General features: G+C 34.5%; 20 protein-coding genes and 1 pseudogene. 6 read left to right on the forward strand and 15 right to left on the reverse strand.

What is annotated here, in order from left to right:
* Window positions 1-51: 51 nt before the first annotated feature.
* Window positions 52-1,779 carry an ABC transporter substrate-binding protein gene (locus tag JFU18_RS14360; RefSeq protein WP_000730686.1) on the reverse strand — a complete coding sequence of 576 codons (1,728 nt, stop codon included), beginning with the start codon at window positions 1,777-1,779 and terminating at the stop codon, window positions 52-54.
* Window positions 1,780-2,126: 347 nt separating this feature from the next.
* On the opposite strand from JFU18_RS14360, the gene JFU18_RS14365 reads away from it, so the two are divergent.
* Window positions 2,127-2,324 (forward strand): hypothetical protein, encoded by a 198-nt coding sequence (locus tag JFU18_RS14365; protein ID WP_000369259.1) that lies wholly within the window; start codon window positions 2,127-2,129, stop codon window positions 2,322-2,324.
* Window positions 2,325-2,339: 15 nt separating this feature from the next.
* Here the strand turns inward: JFU18_RS14365 and JFU18_RS14370 are convergent, their stop codons facing one another.
* From JFU18_RS14370 to JFU18_RS30340, 7 genes are all read right to left on the reverse strand, one after another.
* On the reverse strand, window positions 2,340-3,485 hold the full coding sequence (locus tag JFU18_RS14370) for an ABC transporter permease (RefSeq protein ID WP_201033579.1): 1,146 nt from the start codon (window positions 3,483-3,485) through the stop codon (window positions 2,340-2,342).
* An 11-nt stretch (window positions 3,486-3,496) separates the two neighbouring features.
* Window positions 3,497-4,693 carry an ABC transporter permease gene (locus JFU18_RS14375; RefSeq protein WP_201033578.1) on the reverse strand — a complete coding sequence of 399 codons (1,197 nt, stop codon included), beginning with the start codon at window positions 4,691-4,693 and terminating at the stop codon, window positions 3,497-3,499.
* A 15-nt stretch (window positions 4,694-4,708) separates the two neighbouring features.
* On the reverse strand, window positions 4,709-5,641 hold the full coding sequence (locus tag JFU18_RS14380; protein ID WP_000960163.1) for an ABC transporter ATP-binding protein: 933 nt from the start codon (window positions 5,639-5,641) through the stop codon (window positions 4,709-4,711).
* 138 nt (window positions 5,642-5,779) lie between these two features.
* Window positions 5,780-6,436: a response regulator gene (locus JFU18_RS14385; RefSeq protein WP_000619338.1), complete on the reverse strand. Its 657-nt coding sequence runs from the start codon at window positions 6,434-6,436 to the stop codon at window positions 5,780-5,782.
* On the reverse strand, window positions 6,433-7,626 hold the full coding sequence (locus JFU18_RS14390) for a sensor histidine kinase (protein ID WP_000902013.1): 1,194 nt from the start codon (window positions 7,624-7,626) through the stop codon (window positions 6,433-6,435). Before JFU18_RS14390 ends, JFU18_RS14385 begins: the two co-directional genes overlap by 4 nt.
* A 153-nt stretch (window positions 7,627-7,779) precedes the next feature.
* The gene (gene abc-f / locus JFU18_RS14395; protein ID WP_201032346.1) at window positions 7,780-9,666 is read right to left on the reverse strand and encodes a ribosomal protection-like ABC-F family protein; all 1,887 of its coding nucleotides are present in this window, start codon (window positions 9,664-9,666) and stop codon (window positions 7,780-7,782) included.
* A gap of 124 nt (window positions 9,667-9,790) precedes the next feature.
* Window positions 9,791-9,925 carry an RAxF-45 family protein gene (locus JFU18_RS30340; protein ID WP_000650295.1) on the reverse strand — a complete coding sequence of 45 codons (135 nt, stop codon included), beginning with the start codon at window positions 9,923-9,925 and terminating at the stop codon, window positions 9,791-9,793.
* A gap of 420 nt (window positions 9,926-10,345) precedes the next feature.
* On the opposite strand from JFU18_RS30340, the gene JFU18_RS14400 reads away from it, so the two are divergent.
* The gene (locus JFU18_RS14400) at window positions 10,346-10,474 is read left to right on the forward strand and encodes a hypothetical protein (protein WP_002029408.1); all 129 of its coding nucleotides are present in this window, start codon (window positions 10,346-10,348) and stop codon (window positions 10,472-10,474) included.
* A gap of 133 nt (window positions 10,475-10,607) precedes the next feature.
* The gene (locus JFU18_RS14405) at window positions 10,608-11,402 is read left to right on the forward strand and encodes a DUF4931 domain-containing protein (RefSeq protein ID WP_201033577.1); all 795 of its coding nucleotides are present in this window, start codon (window positions 10,608-10,610) and stop codon (window positions 11,400-11,402) included.
* Between the two features lie 11 nt (window positions 11,403-11,413).
* Here JFU18_RS14405 and JFU18_RS14410 read toward each other — a convergent pair whose 3' ends face one another.
* The gene (locus JFU18_RS14410) at window positions 11,414-11,947 is read right to left on the reverse strand and encodes a transglycosylase SLT domain-containing protein (RefSeq protein ID WP_000713256.1); all 534 of its coding nucleotides are present in this window, start codon (window positions 11,945-11,947) and stop codon (window positions 11,414-11,416) included.
* A 247-nt stretch (window positions 11,948-12,194) separates the two neighbouring features.
* Here JFU18_RS14410 and JFU18_RS14415 point away from each other — a divergent pair.
* Window positions 12,195-13,843 (forward strand): annotated as a pseudogene (locus JFU18_RS14415) (DUF2334 domain-containing protein).
* Here the strand turns inward: JFU18_RS14415 and JFU18_RS14420 are convergent.
* From JFU18_RS14420 to JFU18_RS14440, 5 genes are all read right to left on the reverse strand, one after another.
* Entirely contained in the window at window positions 13,750-14,592 is an 843-nt protein-coding gene (locus tag JFU18_RS14420; RefSeq protein ID WP_242486436.1) for a TatD family hydrolase, read from the reverse strand. The pseudogene JFU18_RS14415 and the gene JFU18_RS14420 sit on opposite strands and share 94 nt — an antisense overlap.
* Before the next feature lie 745 nt (window positions 14,593-15,337).
* Entirely contained in the window at window positions 15,338-15,694 is a 357-nt protein-coding gene (locus JFU18_RS14425; protein WP_002029403.1) for a YxeA family protein, read from the reverse strand.
* A 142-nt stretch (window positions 15,695-15,836) separates the two neighbouring features.
* Window positions 15,837-16,673 (reverse strand): YitT family protein, encoded by an 837-nt coding sequence (locus JFU18_RS14430; RefSeq protein WP_002009911.1) that lies wholly within the window; start codon window positions 16,671-16,673, stop codon window positions 15,837-15,839.
* 117 nt (window positions 16,674-16,790) lie between these two features.
* Window positions 16,791-17,120 carry a PH domain-containing protein gene (locus tag JFU18_RS14435; RefSeq protein ID WP_002091410.1) on the reverse strand — a complete coding sequence of 110 codons (330 nt, stop codon included), beginning with the start codon at window positions 17,118-17,120 and terminating at the stop codon, window positions 16,791-16,793.
* Between the two features lie 160 nt (window positions 17,121-17,280).
* The gene (locus JFU18_RS14440) at window positions 17,281-18,258 is read right to left on the reverse strand and encodes a LacI family DNA-binding transcriptional regulator (protein WP_085308652.1); all 978 of its coding nucleotides are present in this window, start codon (window positions 18,256-18,258) and stop codon (window positions 17,281-17,283) included.
* A 305-nt stretch (window positions 18,259-18,563) separates the two neighbouring features.
* Here JFU18_RS14440 and JFU18_RS14445 point away from each other — a divergent pair, with 305 nt between their 5' ends.
* Window positions 18,564-18,656: a DUF3948 family protein gene (locus JFU18_RS14445; protein WP_012260201.1), complete on the forward strand. Its 93-nt coding sequence runs from the start codon at window positions 18,564-18,566 to the stop codon at window positions 18,654-18,656.
* 165 nt (window positions 18,657-18,821) lie between these two features.
* Here the strand turns inward: JFU18_RS14445 and JFU18_RS14450 are convergent, their stop codons facing one another.
* The gene (locus tag JFU18_RS14450; protein ID WP_002091412.1) at window positions 18,822-19,427 is read right to left on the reverse strand and encodes a lysophospholipid acyltransferase family protein; all 606 of its coding nucleotides are present in this window, start codon (window positions 19,425-19,427) and stop codon (window positions 18,822-18,824) included.
* A gap of 336 nt (window positions 19,428-19,763) precedes the next feature.
* Between JFU18_RS14450 and JFU18_RS14455 the strand changes: the two genes are divergently transcribed.
* Complete coding sequence (locus JFU18_RS14455) at window positions 19,764-19,859, forward strand: DUF3948 family protein (protein WP_002124767.1); 96 nt, start codon at window positions 19,764-19,766, stop codon at window positions 19,857-19,859.
* Window positions 19,860-19,895: the final 36 nt, after the last annotated feature.

Consider the following 19,895-nt stretch of genomic DNA (forward strand, 5'->3'; position numbering starts at 1 on the left):
GCACACTACTTGCCGAATGAAAAAATGTCTTCTACTTATACATTCTTCTCGTTATTTTTCGATAGATAGAGCTGGTAAGTTTGCACTAATACTATTGTATTTTTCAGGGTCAATTCCTTTTATATTCCCGTTATAACCAGTAATTGTTCTACGATAGTTTAATAGAATTACTGGTGGATCATCACTTAATTCTTTATACAGTTCTTTATAGATTGGTTTACGTTTTTCAATATCTACCGTTTCAATACCCTTTTGAATTAACTCATCTACTTTTGCATTTTTATAACCAAGACTCTTCTCATTGACACCCGACAAATATTCACCAGCTGTTTCACTCGGATCACTTGTAATTGGTGTCGAAACAGAAGCTAAATCATAATCACCTTTGTTTACCTTCGAAAGCATAGTATTAAAGTCCATAAATTCAGGGTTAAATTCTACACCTATTTCTTTATAATTCTCTTTTGCAATCGGAATTAATAAATCGCTATCTTTAGCCGAACTTGGGCCGAAATAAGAAAGCTTTAATTTTTGACCATCTTTTTCACGAATTCCATCCGAACCAACTTTCCATCCTGCTTCATCTAATAATTTTTTCGCTTTTTCTTTGTCGTATTCATATTTATTAACTCCTTCTTCCGTATAAGCCCAAGAAGTTGGATGAATTGGTACATTAGCTACCGTACCGTATCCTTTCAATGCTGTATCAACATATTTTTTACGATCTAATCCGTAAATAAGTGCTTGACGAACCTTTTTATCCTTTAAGTACGGCTTATTATTATTCATATAAATATAGCTAAATGACGCTGCTGTTTCGATTTGGATATTTGCAAATTCTAAAGCCTTAGCCTGTTCAAGAACTTCGTCACCAGTACCTAGGCCAGTGTAGTCAACCTCACCTGTTTGGAATAATTGAAGCTTCGTATCACCAGAAGTAATTTTATAAATGAAGTTTGGAATTTTTGGTTTACCCGCATAATAATTTTCATTTGCTACAAATCGCACTTCTTGCCCTGGGATATACTTTTCAAATTTATATGGACCCGCAGCTATCGGTTTTTCATATAACGCTTTTAAGTAATCTAAGCTTGTATTTTGTTTGTAATCTTTTCCATAATAAGCTTTTGATAATACCTCTCCACCTAAGGCTGTTAGTGCCTGTGAATTAACTTTTTCAGTTGTAATTTTAATTGTCTGTGGATCAACAACTTGAATTCCTTCAATAGAAGTTGCTTTTCCTTCTTTATATTCTTTACCACCTTTAACAGCATATTGAGAAATGTCTTTGTCACCCTCATATGCCTTATCATGTAAAAGCGTCAATGTGAACGCTACATCATCTGCTGTTAATGGTGAACCATCGCTAAATTTCAAATCTTTACGTAAATGGAATGTATATGTTAACTGATCAGAGGAAATATCCCACTTCTCAGCTAATTCTGGAGTTGGTTTTCCTTGTTTATCTGTAGATACAAGGGATGCAAAAATAACTGAAGTGACGTTTCCATCCCAACCATTTTGTTGGAAATATGGTAAAAATACGCCGCCTGGTTTACTAATGCCAACTACTAACGTATCTTTTCTATTCTTCGCTTTATCTGGTACTTTCGTCTTATCTGTCGCAGCAATATTTTCAACTTTTATATTTTTTAAATCTTGCTGTTTTACTGGTTCTGTAGAAGCCGTATCCTCCTGTCCCCCACAAGCAGATAACACAAGCGAACTACTCAGTAATACCGAAAATACACCAGCCCATTTTTTTGTCTTTTTCTTCATTGTCCCCACCCTAACTTTTTTTAATAATTACACCTTATGAACTGCTTGCCTAATGTATGCCTCCCACAGCAACATTCTATAGCCAATCGGAAAAGTCGGTTTTAAACGTAAAAAAAGATATTTTTGAGGGGTAACAATCTTATTCCGACCTTTCCGGTAGACTTTATGGTTATTAGCTTATATCTTTCAGTATATTTTGTCAATTATTTCTATATAAATATTTTAAGAATTTTTTAAAAATTATTGATCAATCTTTAATTTAAGTAAGATTAGCAAAAAATTCATTCTATTACCTAATAGCCCCACATAGAATAATAACAATCAACTACCAAAAAGGGGGCGAAAATATGGACAACCTATTCCAATATGTCCTGCACTATGTATTATTAACAATCATGATAGTCGGGGCGTTATTACTATTCCCTTTCTTCCCAAAGTTCGTCCTCTTTTTAGCTTTTTTTATTATGCTCGGGATCGCTATTATAATTTCAACAAGGGAAGATACCACACAAAAAGAAAGCAGAGTTCAGCGCGTAAAGCTGTAACTCTGCTTTCTTTTTTCAGTCATAACGTATTCTTGTTAAACCAATTACGAAAAATACTCCTGCAAATAAAATGAGTATACCAATATATCCTCCTATATCTGCTAATGTACCTCCCCTTACAATTAACTCAGTAAAGCCACGCATCGCCCACGTTTGCGGAACAAAATTTGCCGCCGTTTGCATCCATGAAGGCTCAATTTCAATTGGCCAATAAAGACCACCAATCATACACGTTGAAATTACAACGATATTCCCTAGTGCGGACTGCTGTTCTGTTGTTTTCACGATACTTGCCAATAATAAAGCTAGACCAATAACCGTTAATAGCAATACTGAAACGAGTGTAATAACCCCTAATAAATTTCCCCACTGCACATCAAATAATGAATGCGTTAATATCATTAAAACACCAAATTGAATCCACCCTATTAAAAAGAAGGAAAGGATATATCCTGCTAGTATTTGAACTTTTGAAACTGGTGCCCCTAATAAACGAGACCAAACCCCAAGTTGTCTAGCTTTCAAAATAGTTCCCGTCGCACTTAACATGACAATCATGACGAATAGAATTGAAAAACCTGCCGCTCGACCTGTAACGTTATTTAACTTTTGATCATCGTGTAAAATCAATTCTTTTTGAATCGAAACAGGATCTATTTTTGTATAAATTGTTTCATACATCGTTTCCCACGAAGTGTTACTTTTCTTCTCAAAATCTCTTGCTGCACTAACTTCTATCTCCATCTTTTTTAATGCACTTGCTAATACTTGCTCTACAGAAGTTACACCCGTAAAATCAGCACTGGCTTGAAATTGAATATTTTCTACTTTTCCATCTAGCATACTCTTTTGAAAATCTTTCGGAATGATGATTATACCAGATGATTTCTTATCTTCGATCCTCTGTGTCCCTTCCCTATACGTTACCTTTTCTATAGAAATTAAATCACTTTTCTTTATTTCCTCATAATACTTGCCAGATAATACAGAACCATCTTTATCTACTAAACTAATATTTACTTTCTCATTCCCACTTCCGCCTAAAAGTCCACCGAAAATGAGTGTAAAAATAATAGGCATTCCAAACATGAGTATATAACTTTGTGGCTTAATTAAAATTTGTTTTAATTCTAGCCAACAAAGCGCCCAAACTTTCTTCATCATTTCCCCTCCTATCTCGTACGTAAACGTAACGTTCCAATCATAACGGAGATAATTCCTGCACTACATAAACTTAAAATGACAGGGAATAGCACATCCCAAGATGTTCCCGACATAATATTTAAAAAGCTCGTAAGTGCCCATTTATTCGGAGCAATATTTGCAACTGTTTGAAGTGTATCGGGAAATACGTAAATCGGTAACATTGATCCTCCTAATATAGCTAGTATTTGAATACCGATTCCCCCCATTAAGTCTGCCGTTTTTTCCTCACGAATAAAAGCGGCGATTAACATAGATAAACCAGAAACACAAATTGCATAAGAAATTCCCAACACTACTATTTGAGACACATCTGCGCCCCATTCCACATGAAACATAAAGTGTGTAGCAACTATAAATATTCCAAATTGTATACAGGCAAATAGTAATGTACCTAAAAACTTCCCGAATAAAATTGAAAATGAGCTCGTCGGTGTACTGAACAAACGCGCCAACGTTTCAGTTCGTTGCTCTGTTACAACTGACTTTGCACCTACTGTTATGTTATATAGTAAAAACATGACTAACATTGCTGCTGCATAATATTGCATCGCTGCAACTGTTTTTTTGCCTACCGTTCCTTTTTGGATGTTACCCACACTTGCAGTTGCTATCGTCTGTAGACTTCCACTTACCTCTTTTGCAACTTGTGCTACATCACTCTGCTGAGATTTTGCTAATTCTGTTACAACACTTTTAGTAGATACTGTGACTGTTTGAACACGTTCTGAAAAAGAGCGGATCATTGACTCAGCAATTTTTGCTTGTATATCTTTTGATGGGTCTATAAGCACCTTTGGTTCTTTTAATTTTCCATCTTGTACTTGTTCGCTCCATTTATTTGGGATGACAATTCCTACATCTATTTTCTTTTCCTTTAACATATCTTCAAGCTCTTCCCGAGAGTTAACTACCTTTACTTTCACATCATCTTTTATTTCTTTAGATTGCAATACATCTTTTTGAAAGACATCTGCAAACTCATCCGTTCCCTCTTGATAATAGCCAATTACTGTTTTCGGTAGTCCACCACTCTCAAATACATTACTTAATGCTGAACCTAAAATGGCCGTTAATACAAGTGGCATAATTAACATCATCATAAATCCGCGCCGATCAATTAAACGGATTTTTAAATCTTTCCATGCAATAATGAAACTTCTCATCTCGTACTAACCCCCTTAATCACGAAGTGAACGTCCTGTTAATTGTAGAAAAAGTGCCTCTAAATTCGGTTCTTTTACTTCCAGTTTTAAAATTTGAGCTTTGTTTTCAACAACTTCTGAAACAACTATGCCAATTGCCTCGCCACCATTTAGTCCAATATCAATCGTGCTACTATCTTCGTCAAAAATAATCCGCTCAACAACAGGTAGTGCCTTCAACTTTTGTAGCAGTTCCGTACTGTAGCGATTTAATTGCAATTTCACCATAAACCCATCTGTTAGACGATTACATAGCTCTCTTTTCGTTCCTAGTGCAATTACCTTTCCATGATCAACGATGGCAATTCGCTCACATAAATACTCAACTTCTTCCATGTAATGACTCGTATAAATGACCGTCATACCTTTTTCATTTAACTTTTTAACAGTCTCTAAAATATGATTTCTCGATTGCGGATCAATCCCGACTGTCGGTTCATCCATAATTAATAACTCTGGTTCGTGCATAAGTGCTGCACCAATATTAATACGCCTTTTCATTCCACCTGAAAATGTTTCAATTTTATCTTTTCCCCGATCCTGTAAACCGACGTAAGCTAACACTTCCTCTGCCCGCTCTTTTGCAACTTTTCCATTTAAACCGTACATCTTTCCCCAGAAGATTAAATTTTCCTTTGCTGAAAGTGTCGGATACAGCGCAATGTCTTGCGGGACAATACCGATTTTCTTTTTCGCTTCTAATGGATACTCTTTTACAGATTTCCCACCAACTTTTATATCACCACTATCGTATGGAATTAACCCGCAAATCATTGATATCGTCGTTGATTTCCCCGCTCCGTTTGGTCCAAGCAATCCAAATGTTTCACCTTTTTTCACTTCAAAAGAAACATTCTTTACGATTTCCTTCTTGCCAAATGATTTCGTAATATGATCTATGACTAACATATTGATTCAGCCCCTTTGTATTCATCTACACTTTCATTGTAGAAAAATTTCTTCTTCTCTCCATCACCCTTAAGATAGAAATACAAAATAAAAAAGCAGCAAATTCCGCTGCTTTTTCACACTTATATATGCCAAAAGTCATGTGTACATCGTGACGCCATACCTTACTGCGTATATCGCTGCTTGCGTTCGATCTCTCAGTTCTAGCTTACTAATCAAATTAGAAACGTGATTCTTAACAGTTCCCTCTGTAATAAATAGCTTTTCGGCAATCTCTTTATTATTTAACCCCAGTCCAATTGCTCTTAAAACATCTACTTCTCGCTCAGTTAATTGTTTTAGTTGTTCTGGTGGGTTACACTCTACTGCCACTTTCGTCTTTTTTAATTCCTCTATAATTTGCGCTGTTATATCCTGAGGGAGCACAACCCCGCCACTATGCACCGTTAAAATTGCTTGCGCGATTGCATCTGTCTCCATATCCTTCAATAAATAACCACTCGCTCCTTGCTCTAATGCCTCAAAAATAAGCTCACTATCACTAAAAGTTGTTAACATAAGAACCTTTATATAAGGAAACTTTTCTCTAACTAAACGAGTTCCTTCAACACCATTCATACGAGGCATCCGAATATCCATCAAAATAATTTCAGGCTGTAATTGTTTCACCTTTTGTACGACTTCATCCCCATCACTAGCCGTCCCTACCACTTCCAGTTCCGGACGTAAATTTAATATCATTGCCAATCCATCACGAATCAGTGATTGATCATCAACAATCATAATTCGAATCATAACGCTCCCCCTATTACCCATGTTTTTTCTCGGAGTGGAAATTCGATTTTTAGGCGAAAACCTTTTTCTATTTCACTTTCAAATTGAATGATTCCACCATGCTCCTCTACACGTTCTTTCATATTAAGTAAGCCAAATCCAGGGCTTACTTCATTTACTCCCATACCATTATCCAAAATACATAACTTAACTTGTTCCACTGAACAAACTAAACTTACTTCACATAAACTAGCTTTTCCGTGACGTTTTGCATTCGTTAAAGACTCTTGCATAATCCGAAGCAACGTAGGCTGTAGTGACAACGGAATCAAAACCGGATCTCCTTGTAATTGAAAAGATACTTGTACTTTCGTCACTTTAGAATATCCATGTAACATTTCACGCATATTCTCTATTATGTTCCCTAGTTTACTTTCCTCTTTTAAGGCATGCACAGAAGCTCTCACTTCTTGAAGTGATTTTCTAGCTAACCCATGGCATGTATGTAAAACCTCTTCTGTAGCGTCCGACTTTTGTTTCCATAAAACCTCTGCCAGTTGTAACTGAACAAGTAATGCTGTCATATTATGACCAACAGTATCATGAATTTCTCGGGCAATATCATTTCGCTCCCGAACAGCTGTCAATTCTTCTACCTCTTTTGCATATAGACGTAATTGCTCATGTGCTTCTTTTAAAGCTGTATGAGATAATGCTAATTCCCCATATTGCTCATCTACCATTTGCCGAGCAGCTGTAAGTTTTTTTATTAAGTTTCCAGCTAAAGCACTGAAAATGATAAACATAAAGTTAATTGCATTACTCTCCAATTCCAGACTCTCTGTATGTTGATACGTATGTAGTATATTTATAAACCAACAAAGAAAGAAAAAAGCGATAAAAAAATAAGTCATCCTTTTACGCCAATCATGAATAAATAATCCTACCGCATCAATTCCAAATATAATTAAATACAAACATGTCTCGGGAAATAAAAAACCTAATAACGCTGTGACAATACCGTTTGTGAGCAAGGTATAAAAAACAAGTTTCCTACTCCCTTTTGCTTTTACAAGCAAAATATGATTCACAATATAAATAAAAAGTGCAATACCGACAAAAATTTGTAAATTTTCTGTTTCACGTGAAACATGATTTGCGTAAACTAAGCAAATCATGACGATTGTAGCAATCCGCGCATATCCTAACATAAAATTCTCCCCACGTTTTAGTGACCTAAAGTTCATTCTATCATCACAGCATCAAGAAAATTATACCAATTTTTCTACTTTCATTATACTAAAAAGAGCAAGCCCTCCCCCAAAATATGAGGAAACAACTTGCTCTTTTTCATTCTATTTTCTTTACTCCACAATATTCTCTAACTCATTATATAACTCCGCTCGTAAAAACTCTTTTTTCGTTTTTTCTTCATATAATTGTTCAAGCATTTCAACATCAACTACATGTTCCATTTTACATTCGAGTGCATATATATCTTCTTCTATATGCATTAACTCATTTTCAACTGCCTCTAAATCCCTAGACTTCTTCTTTTTTATAGGCATTACTTCTAACGCTTTATTCCCTTGCTGTTGCTGCTTCTGTTTTACTACTTGTTTCTCAATTCTTTCTTCCCACTTTTGACGAGCCCATGCATAGTTCCCTGCAAACTCAAATAATTTGTGCTCATCAATCCAATATGTCTTTTCAAACAATTTATTTAAGAAATAACGATCATGTGAAACAGCTAAAATCGTCCCATTATATTGTTCAAGGGCCTCCTCTAAAACTTCCCTTGATTCAATATCAAGATGATTCGTCGGTTCATCTAAAATAAGAAAGTTAACATCTTGATACATAAGTTGCGCGAGCCTTAACCTCATTTTTTCCCCACCGCTAAGTTGTGTTACTTTCTTAAAAACAGCTGGACCATAAAATAAGAAACGAGCTAATATATGTCTTGCTTCCCCCTCTGTTACAGCCACGCAATCTCTGAAAGCTTCCAATACATTGTTCTTCATATTCCCGTACGCATGTTGCGATAAATAACCGATTTTCACACTACTACCAATCCGAATTTCTCCAGCATCTTGCTGCATTTCTTTTAGTAATAGTTTTAATAACGTAGTCTTTCCTGTACCATTACGTCCAACGATAGCTGCGCGCTCCTGAAAACGAATATGCAAATTTACTTTCTCGAATAAAGATCGTTCATCAAATCCTTTACTCACTTCTTTCATTACAACAACATCTTTCCCGCTTCTCTCTTGCCCTTCAAACTGAAGTCCCATCTGTTTTCTATCCAAAATGGGTCTCTTTAGTTTCTCTATGCGCTCTAATGCACGTTCCATATTTCTGGCTCTCTTATGCAATCCTTCATTCGGCGGATTCGCTTGATTTGCCCATTCTCGCAAGCGCTTAATTGCTTCTTTCATTTTCTTTATTTTCTTTTGCTGTTCTTGATACGCTTGAAATTCTTGAAGCAGCCTTTCTTCCTTTTCCTCAACAAACTGTGAATAGTTCGTATGATATACGTGAATTTCTCCATCTTCTAAATCAAAAATTTTCGTTACAACTTCATCAAGGAAATAGCGATCATGCGAAATGACCATAACTGTTCCTGTATATTCTTTTAGAAATTGCTCTAACCACTCGACTGCAAATAAGTCCAAATGATTTGTTGGTTCATCTAACAAAAGTAGATCTGGTTTCTGCAATAGCATATACGCAAGGCTTACTTTTGTTTGTTCTCCACCACTTATCTCCATAAATGACCTTCGAAATAGTTCCGTCACCTGTAGACCATTTGCTACCTTCATAATATTCGCTTCTATTTCATAACCACCGAGAAACGCGTACCTTTCTTGAATTACTCCGTATCTCTCCATCAATTTTTGTAAAGCAGATGATTCCTGTTCTTCCGCCATATTTTTTTCTAAAGCATGCATTTCTATCTCCAACTCTTTTTCCTTTTTAAAAGCGGAGCTTAATACATCATATACATTCATTTCATTATTAAATTTTGGAATTTGTGCTACATGACCAATGCGCGTACCTTTCTTCACATGAATAGCCCCTGCATCCAAACCCTCAATTCCTGTTAAAAGCTGAAAGATAGTTGTCTTCCCACTACCGTTACGACCAACTAATCCAATACGTTCTCCATTCTTTATTTCAAGCGATATATTTTCAAATATGATGTTTCCACCAAAAGATTTCTTTACATTATTTACACTACAAATTGTCATTTTCCGTACTCCTTTCAATATAAAAAACCATGGGAAAGAAACATTCCCCATGGTTTTTGTCATAGAAAAAGGAAGCCAAATAGCTCCCTTTTCACACGTTTATCAAAAATGGGTGAAGAGACTTCTATCGTTCAATAGCTACTATGCAATTGTTAAAAAAGGGCATACGTATCCCGTTAACAACTGCATCATGAAAAATCGCACGACAAATATAGATATAATCTAAAAATTTTGCGCGCGTAGCTAAAGAACATTTCATCTCATTCACTCCTTTCGTACGGAATTTAATACTTACTTCTTTATTATACTTCCCCGATTTATGTTTGAATAGTCATTTTTCTGAAAATAATGAAGATAGACTAAACATTTCAATAAGTGACATCAAATCTTACAAAACTGTTATGTTCACGTAATGGAAAGCGATAGTACGAAAAGATGCCTCCCTATACAATAAAGATATAAACAAGAGAGACAAAAACAAGGAGGAAACAATCATGATGAAAGAAATCGTAAAAGCAATCTTTGAGGTATTAGTGAACGGACAAGCAGTTGTAAAAGAACTAAACGAACTATAAAAGGGAGGAAAGAACTATGATGAACATGGTAAAAATGATCTTACATGCTTTAGTTGATGCGAAAGCAGTTAGCCAAGAATTAAACCAACAATAAAAAGGGGTATATGAATATGAAGAAAGCCATTATTGTAATCGCAAGTACAGCAATTGCCTTATACACAATAAAAAATAGAAAAAAGAAACAAAATGAAAATGCTCTATATTATCCATACACACTATTAAAGAAAAAATAAAAGACAAGGTACCCTATTGCAATGAGGATATCTTGTCTTTTATTTTTCCCTATTCCCTTTAAAGGATTTCCTTCTCCTTTTCCCGAATGTATTAAGCGGGATTTTTACATATATTTTAAAGGGGCATATACAAATGGATACACAACAACTATATTTTTTAAACGATATCGGTAAACAAAAACCAGAAAGCATTCGGAACAGAAGCGCTGTATGTCCTTTTTGTGACAGAGAAAATTTAACGGATATTTTAGCAACTGAGGGCTCTATTATTTGGTTAAAAAATAAATTTCCTACATTAAAGGATACCTTTCAAACCGTGCTAATCGAAACAGATAATTGCGAAGACCATATCGCAACATATACAGAAGAACATATGAGAAAACTAATTCGCTTCTCTATTCTCCATTGGTTAAACTTACAGGAAAATGAAGAATTCACTTCTGTGATTTTATACAAAAATCATGGTCCATTTTCAGGCGGAAGTTTGCATCATGCACATATGCAAATTATCGGAATGAAACATGTAGACTATCTTGAAAATATTGAGGAAGCAAATTTCCAAGGGGTAATTGTTCAAAAAAATGAACGCATTGAACTCAATATTTCAGAGCGTCCTATTATCGGCTTTACTGAATTTAATATCATCATTGAAGATATTGCATTTATAGATGAAATGGCCAATTATATTCAGCAAACTGTACGTTACATACTGACAGATTTCCATAAAGGATGTAGTAGTTATAACTTATTCTTCTATTACTTAAACAGGAAAATCATTTGTAAAGTTGTTCCTAGGTTTGTCGTTTCACCGTTGTATGTAGGATATAAAATACCGCAAGTTTCTACAAAACTAGAAGATGTGAAAATACAACTAGCGCAGTATTTCACGCAAGAAAAGGATGAAATTATTCATAAAAAAACAGAGTAGGTATAGAAAACCTACTCTTTGATTACACCTTTATTTCGATAGTATACATCCTCTAATCCGATGTTATACTTCATATTGTTATCCGTCCACTCTGGTCCTAAATTCCCTGGCCATCCAGATGTATTCGCTATATATTTCAGTAATGCAAAATCAGTCAAACCTTTTTGCACCCCGCGCTTATAACCTTTCATTAAATGCGGCATTGCAATTTGCGCATTTGTACGTGGATCTTTCAGCTCTTCATCAGTTAAATGATCTGGCGCAAGCCCACCACCGCGGTGTAATTGAAACAATCCGAATGAAGTTCCGTTATCTCCAACACTTCTTGGATTTAACCTACTTTCATGTTCGGCAATTGTAAGAGGTATCCATTCCGGAAGGTTTACTTTCTTTGCTTCCTCTATAATGATTTGTTTCATCTGTTTTGCTTCTTCTGAATCAACATAGCTTGTTTCATTCATTAGCTTACCCATTCCTTCAGACTTTCCTTGGAAATATAAATACACTCCAAGAACAACTAAAAATCCTACAAAGAATTTCTTCACTACCTCTACCTCTTTCTCCGCTGAAATTTGTCCCCTTTCAGCCTTCCTTTTACAATTACCAACACTCTATCATTCTCTTACCTTTCAATCATAGCAAATTACTATACATATTATCATCATGCTTTAGACCGATTTTGCGAAAAAACATATGGTAAATACGTGCAAAAATGTAACTTACATGGACTATAACTTTTTTTTGTATATAATTGTAAATTGAATTCTATATATATAATAGGAGAATAAATAAATGAAAAGAACTCTACTAATCTTTTTCAGCATTTTACTACTTATTCCTATACATACCTCTGCACAAACATCATCAAAATCAAAAGTACTCGTTTTGTATAGTACAGAAGACAACAAAATTACAAACAATGTACAAATCCTTAATACTCAGTTAGGGCACTTTACAAAAGATATAACAGTAAAAAGCTTAAAGGAAGTAAAGGAACGTACTGAATCATCTTCTTATACACATATTGTTTATATCGGAGAGAAAAAAGAAGATTTTTCTATTGCAGCAAAACAATTTCTAGAAAACTTCTCAGGTCCCATATTAGTTTTAGGACAAAATGTTGAACAATTATCTAATCGTTTTTCTTTCATTACCTCGAAAGAAACCGATATACGAATTCACACTATAGAATATCCGACTAACCAGTTAAAAAATGAATTACATGAAGAACGCTTAATGAAGAAAATTGAAACAAAAGGAAAAACTCTTGCTTACGCCTTGAGTGCTGATGGAACTCATCCGTTAATCATTCAGCAAGGAACATCCTATTATGTTGCAACCCCAAACCTTTTCGATTGGATGTCTCATTACGTCGGTGAAATGTTATTTTCTTATTTCGGACAAAAACCTGAAACAAATAAAACTTCAGCTTATTTACGCCTTGAAGACGTTCATCCAGCTGTAGATGTAAAGCAATTAAAAGAAATCGCTGAATTACTAAAAGAGAAAAAGCTCCCTTATATGATTACCGTTATCCCTGTTTACAAAGATCCAGACACAGGAAAAACAGTACATTTAAAGGATAACTCTGAATTAATCGATGTTTTACACTTTATGCAAGATAATGGTGGCTCTATCGTTATGCATGGTTACACACATCAGTTTTATGATAGTGAAACTGGCGAAGGCTTTGAATTTTGGGATGTAAAAACAGATCAACCAATTCGCCAACCAAACCATGAAAAATCAAAAACAAAAAAGATTTTCAGTCTACAGAAGACTATAATAAATACGTAAAAAACGGGAAAGCCTTCGAAGAAAAATATATTAAAGATCATATTGAAAAAGGGATTACAGAGCTTGTAGAAGCTAAATTATATCCAGTTGTCTTTGAAGCTCCGCACTATACAATGTCTCAAACAGGATATGAAATACTATCACAATATTTTTCAACTTATGTAGGACAAATACAACTAAACGATACAACTTGGAAATCAATGCACTCACCGGCTTATATAAGTACACCGTCATTTTTACATGGGATGAAATTAATTCCTGAAACTGTTGGCTTTATTGAAGAAGGTAAGCCACAAGCTATAGCAAAAATGAAAGAACGTGCTTTATCTATCACTAAACTATCTGATGGAATTATCGGTGCATTTTATCATCCTTACTTGGGCGTTGAACCATTAAAAGAAGTATTAAAAGAACTAGAAAGTATTCCAAACATAGAGTGGATTGATTTACAAAAAGAAACGAATGAAGTAAAAATGAAAGATATTCATATTACTACTAATAAAGACGGCATTCACGTTGAAAAACCAACAAGTGCGAATGACATAATTGATTATATAAAACAATATGGGTTCTTCCTTATAATTGGGTTCATTATAATTGTCTTTCTTTTATTATTAAGACGTGCGAAAAAATTAGAGTCATAAAATCGCACCGTATTCGCATATATTTGCTCAGTAACTTTCTCTACTGATATTTTTTTTATTATACTAATTTCTTGTAATACATCTTTTATCATATAAGGATGTGTCATCGTATCCTTCTGAAATTCCCACGGCCCATCTGTTTCTACCATCATATATTCAAGCGGATAATACGAAACGATTTTTCTAATTTTCTCCTTATGTAAAACATCCGGTGTGATAGAAATATAATAACCGTTCCTCATCATCCGTTTCATTGTCTCTTCACTTCCTTTAAACCAATGAAAGTGTGCACGCGAAACTTTATATTCTTCAAGTAAATCACATACAGTGTCAGTATCTTCATAAACCGCATGCAATATAATTGGTAAATCGTATTTACTAGCTAGTTCCACAAACTTTTTTAACACCGCTATGTATGGATCAATAGCAATATTTTCATCTTCTTTCCTTAAATAATATGGGAGTCCCACTTCACCAATCGCAACAATTTCATCTACATGATCTTCAATTAATTTATAAATTTGCTCACATTCCTCTTTATGAATCGGCTGCTCCGGATGAAAACCTATTGCTGGATGTACAAAAGGATATCGCTTTGCTAAAGATAAAGTTTCTAGACATGATTGATAATTCATAGATACTGCAATAAGCCCTTGTATCTCTTTACTGTTTTCCACATCTATAAATAATCTACTTTTCTCTTCATTCTCATATTGATCAACATGTATATGACTATCAATCCATTTCATCTTTATGCCCCCATAAAAAAAACAAGAAAGGGTCTTCCTTCTTGTTTTATCATCTATATTAGTTAACAATTAAATTTGTTATTATATCAAATAATCCAATACATACTACGGCAACAGTAAAGTAGCTACAGAAATCTTTAATTGGAAACTTCACTACTTCTTCTTTACGCATCCCAGTTTTCTCCCTTCTTAATATATCCCTAATTATTTTTTATCTATTTGTATCTATTATGCAAAAAATATGACAAAATTACTATCGAATTAACTTACGTAAACCTTACAATGTTGTAAGGTTTGAAAAAGAGCCTCATCTAAATAGAGATGAGGGCTATTAAAAATTAGTTGGTTTTTCATTCTTCATTAACATTACAAACAGAAAGTGATACAGTGAGACTTTCTAGTTACACTATATGAAATTTACTATATTTTAACCATCGAATTACATTACAGAAGGCTTACATGTTTGTAAGCTATGTGTAATGTAATTCGATAGTTTCCCTTACCTATATTTCGTACAATAAAGTTAGAAAGTAAGCCAAATAAGAAGAACACTCACATAACCAAATTACATTGCTAGTAGCCGACTCTTCTTATACCTTTCACTCATGCTACTACAATGTACCCCCTTTCCCTTTATATAATAAGAAAAGCCTTAGTCCATATGGACTAAGGCTTTTTCACGAACCTAAAATACCCCTACCTAGTATTTTTATTTTCGACAAAAAATAGGCGGGGGTATAATTCGCTATCTCATCGTTAAAAGTTTACTCTTCGCATTAATAGGAATATTTACAGCTTCAATTTCTTCAATTGCCTCGCCGTAGCGTCCTTTTGCGTACACCTTTAATGCTTCATCTCTCTTTAACATATGCTTAACAGTCTTCTTTATTTTTTGTTCTCTTCCACGTTCATCAAATGCAATAAATTCATATTCATACCATTCATCACCGACATGCTGACCAATCGCATCCACAATTGTATAGTATTCTTTCGTCGTATAAAGCGGATTATATTTATCAATAACTGGTCCAAGTTTCGTAGGTAGTAATACTACTACTATCACTACCATAGCTATTACAGTAGTAATTATTTTTTTCTTCATAATACTGATCTTCCTCCTCTGCAGGATACTTATACATCCATTCTAAAGAGCAGGAATTTAATCTACCATTCAATCCCATTACATTACCCTTACATTTTTGTAAGAATAAAAAAAAAGATGAACGAATTTTCTCGTTCACCTTTTAGCTTGCTTTAAAGCCACCGCCAAGTACATCACGCACATCGTGAATGACAACGAAGGCATCTTCATCCACTCTACTAATAACTTGCTTTAACTTAACAAGCTCTTGTTTATTAATAACGATATATAAAACTTCTTTATTTTTACCAGTATATCCGCCGCGTCCTTCTAATACAGTGACACCGCGTGTCATGTTTTTTGTAATAGTTTCACGTATTAAATCCGGTTGATTTGAAATGATTGTAACAGCTGTTTTTGTATCCATACCTTCCACGATGAAATCAATTACTTTCGCTCCGACAAATACAGCTACAAGTGTATACATTGCCTTTTCTTGTCCTATTATAAATACAGAACCCGCAATTACAACGATATCAATAATAAGTACGCCTTTACCAACGCTCCAACCTAAATATTGATTTGCTAGTCGAGCTAAAATTGCCGATCCTCCTGATGTACCTCCAGCTTTGAACATACAGCCTAATCCGATACCTACAAATACACCAGCAAATAAAGCTGCTAGTAACGTATCACTATTTACTTGATATTCGATATGTTCTGTAACATATAAAAACAAAGAGGTTTCCACAATACCTATAATTGTGTAAACCATCGTTTTCTTATCAAAAAATTTATAACCTACAGCTAATAAAATTGCATTCAAACCAAAATTCACAATTCCTGGTGACCAATCAAATAAATAGTACGTAACAACCGTTAAACCAATAATTCCACCCTCTGATAAACGGTTTGGAATTGCAAAGTAATTAATACCAATTGCGAATAATAATGAACCAATTGTAATTAGTGTTATTTCCTTTATACGTTGATTAACCATAGTTCATACCTCCCCCCATTTGACATTGTATCACTATCTCCTAGAGGTTTAGAAGTTGTTTTTATTCCGCATTTCCCCTCACAAAGACCAAGATATTATGTTTAAACAAAGGGGTGATTAATTATTCATATTCGCTCTAACTGTACGGACAAAGCGCTCCACATTCCCACTCTGAATATACTTAGCTCTAATGGTTTCACGATTACAAGTACATTCGAAATATGGACGGAAATCTATGTCATCTATATGCAAATACGAATACTCTTCAAATATCGCAGGATAGCACGAAAATTTCCCGTAAAATAGAAGACGTCTAGTAGTGGCAACAAAAATCCCATGTTGATAACATAAAGTAAAGTCATCCTTTTCAAATATCCCTACGACAAACGCTAAAATCTTTTCGTCATCCTCTACATATTTTTTCATACTTAATAAAAGTTCATTCATGCATATTCCTCCAAATTCTATTCATTGTTTTAACACTTGAAAAGAATCCATGGATTATTACAGACCGGTGTAACTCTTTTATAAAGTATGAAACGCGTTTCCTGTCAAAGACATTTCAAAAAATAATCCGTTATGTGATTATACACATAACGGATAAATACTAAACCGTCGAGCGTTCTACAAGTTTATACGGAATTTCCATCTTTTCTTGTTTAGAACTCTCATCACTTACTTGCCTATAAAACATTTCAAAAGCCGTCTTACCTATTCCCTTTAAATTTTGGTCAATGGTTGTCAGTTGTAAAACTTGAGAAATCGGTTGGTTATCAAAACCAATAATCGCTAAATCCTCCGGAACTTTAATACCTAATTTTTCAACTTCTGTCATGATCCCAATAGCGACCTCATCTCCTGCCACTATTAATGCTTCAGGAGGATTCTCCATCTCCTTGAATTGATGTGCAACTCTTACACCATCTTCTAACGTAAAGCATTCTGTGAAAATCCGATCTTCCATCACTTCTTCATCTATTAATTGTAGCTGTTGTTTATAAGCATCAAAACGTTTCTTACTACTTGGCCCTAACTTTCTTCCCGTACAATATCCAATCTTCTTATAACCTTTTTCAATAAGGTAACTCATCCCTAATTGAAAGGCATTAAAATGATCTGTATATACACTCGATATGCTTTCAATATCATTATCCTCACAAGCAATAACCGCCCCATACGCTGCATAAGGCTCTATAGTTTCCCACTCATTAGCACGAGAACAAATGATAAGACCGTCTAGTTGCTTTGTTTTCAACATATGTAAACTTTTCATTTCTTCTTTTTTATTGTAGTTCGTTTGACAAAGAAGCACCCTGTAATTATGAGCTAACGCAACTTCCATCATTCCACCCACCATCGCATCAAAAGACGGATGATTAATATAAGGTAAAATCACGCCAACAATATTCGTCTTCCCTTTTGATAAATGAACAGCATTTGCATTTTGCGAGTAATTCAATTTCTCAACTATTTCTAAAACAACTTTCCTTTTTTCTTCACTTACATATGGATGATCATTTAATACCCTCGAAACAGTCGTAACTGAAACCCCAGCCATCTTTGCAATATCTTTAATATTAGCCATACACTCACCTCTACTTTTAACTTAATGAATCACATGAACATATGTCAAATCTTCTCATCATGACACTTTCATTCGTTTTTCTTACAAAAGTGTAATTTTCCTGTAAGCTAATTCGATAGTGACTCTCCGCAACATTTCATATAATTAAGTCAGAAACAGGGCAACAACCATTTGAAAAGGAGCGGATCTATATGATGAACAAAATGAAAACGAACAATTTCTTAAATACAATGAGCTTGATATTTTCCGCTCTTATCGATGCAAAAGCTGTTGCTTCTACATTAAACAAGTAAGGAGAATGCATTATGAACAACATCACTTTTAATAAATTAGATTTTTTAGGACTAGCTAGCGGCACGGTTCTTCTTACTGCTTTCATTTACGCTGCTACACTATAACTTCGTGTCCCCTTTCCCCTTTATCCCGCTTTAACGGGCAGTAAGACTCCCACCTCAGAATTCGGCGAATGCGAGGAAGTTAGGCGAGAGATCAACTGCCTGTAAAATCCCGATTGGTTCAACTAATAATAGAAAAGACGACCGTCTATGCACGATCGTCTTTTCTTATTTTTGATTTGGCTGCAAAACTTCCTTTAGTTCTTCAAACTTTGCATTTAATTCATCTGTCATCATTTTCATAGCCGTTTTTCGATCTATTTGTTCTTCAGCATCGATTTGAATTGGGTCTCCAAAAACTAATCGCGCTTTTTTTCCTTTTATCAATTCTTTTATACTTGATGGACCAACATAAGCTGCCGGTATTAACGGAACGTTAGAACGCATTGCAATCGTAACAGCCCCAGCTTTTAGTGAAACGTCTTCTGATGACCTCGTCCCACTCGGGAAAATCCCTACTACTTTTCCTTCTTTTAATAAACGTGATGGAATTTTTAATGTGCTTGGCCCTGGATTCGCACGGTCTACAGGGAATGCATTTACATTTTTAAAAAACCAATTTTTAAATTTCCCTTCAAACAATTCTTTTTTTGCCATGTAATGAATTTGGGTTGGGTACATTCCTGCCGCTAACATTAAAACATCCATAAAACTTGTATGTGTACACGCAACAACGTAAGGGCCATCTTCCGGTAATTTCTCTCTCCCTTGTACTTCTACCTTCCCAGCCATTTTAAATATATATTTCAACGAAAATGTAATTGGTTTATACATTTGTTTCGTTCCTTTCTGAATATCCGAAGTATAATCATTTTCTTACAACGATTATAACACTAAGTTTTAGGAGTTGGTAATAAAAATAAGTATTTATTGTTAAATTTCAATTCTTACAAAAGTGTAATTTTCTTGTAAGCTAATTCGATAGTGGCTCCCTCCACTATCTTATACAATTAAGTCAGAAAGTAACAACAACCATTTGAAAAGGAGCGGATCTATATGATGAACAAAATGAAAACGAACAATTTCTTAAATACAATGTGCATAGTATTTTCCGCTCTTATCGATGCAAAAGCTGTTGCTTCTACATTAAACAAGTAAGGAGAATTTATAATGAATAACATGACTTTTAATAAATTAGATTTTTTAGGACTAGCTAGCGGCTCGATTCTTCTTACTGCTTTCATTTACGCTGCTACGCTTATATAACTTTGTGTCCCCTTTCCCCTTTATATAAATAATAAT

The sequence above is a fragment of the Bacillus sp. TH22 genome (assembly GCF_016651015.1).
In the GTDB taxonomy this organism is placed as follows: domain Bacteria; phylum Bacillota; class Bacilli; order Bacillales; family Bacillaceae_G; genus Bacillus_A; species Bacillus_A mycoides.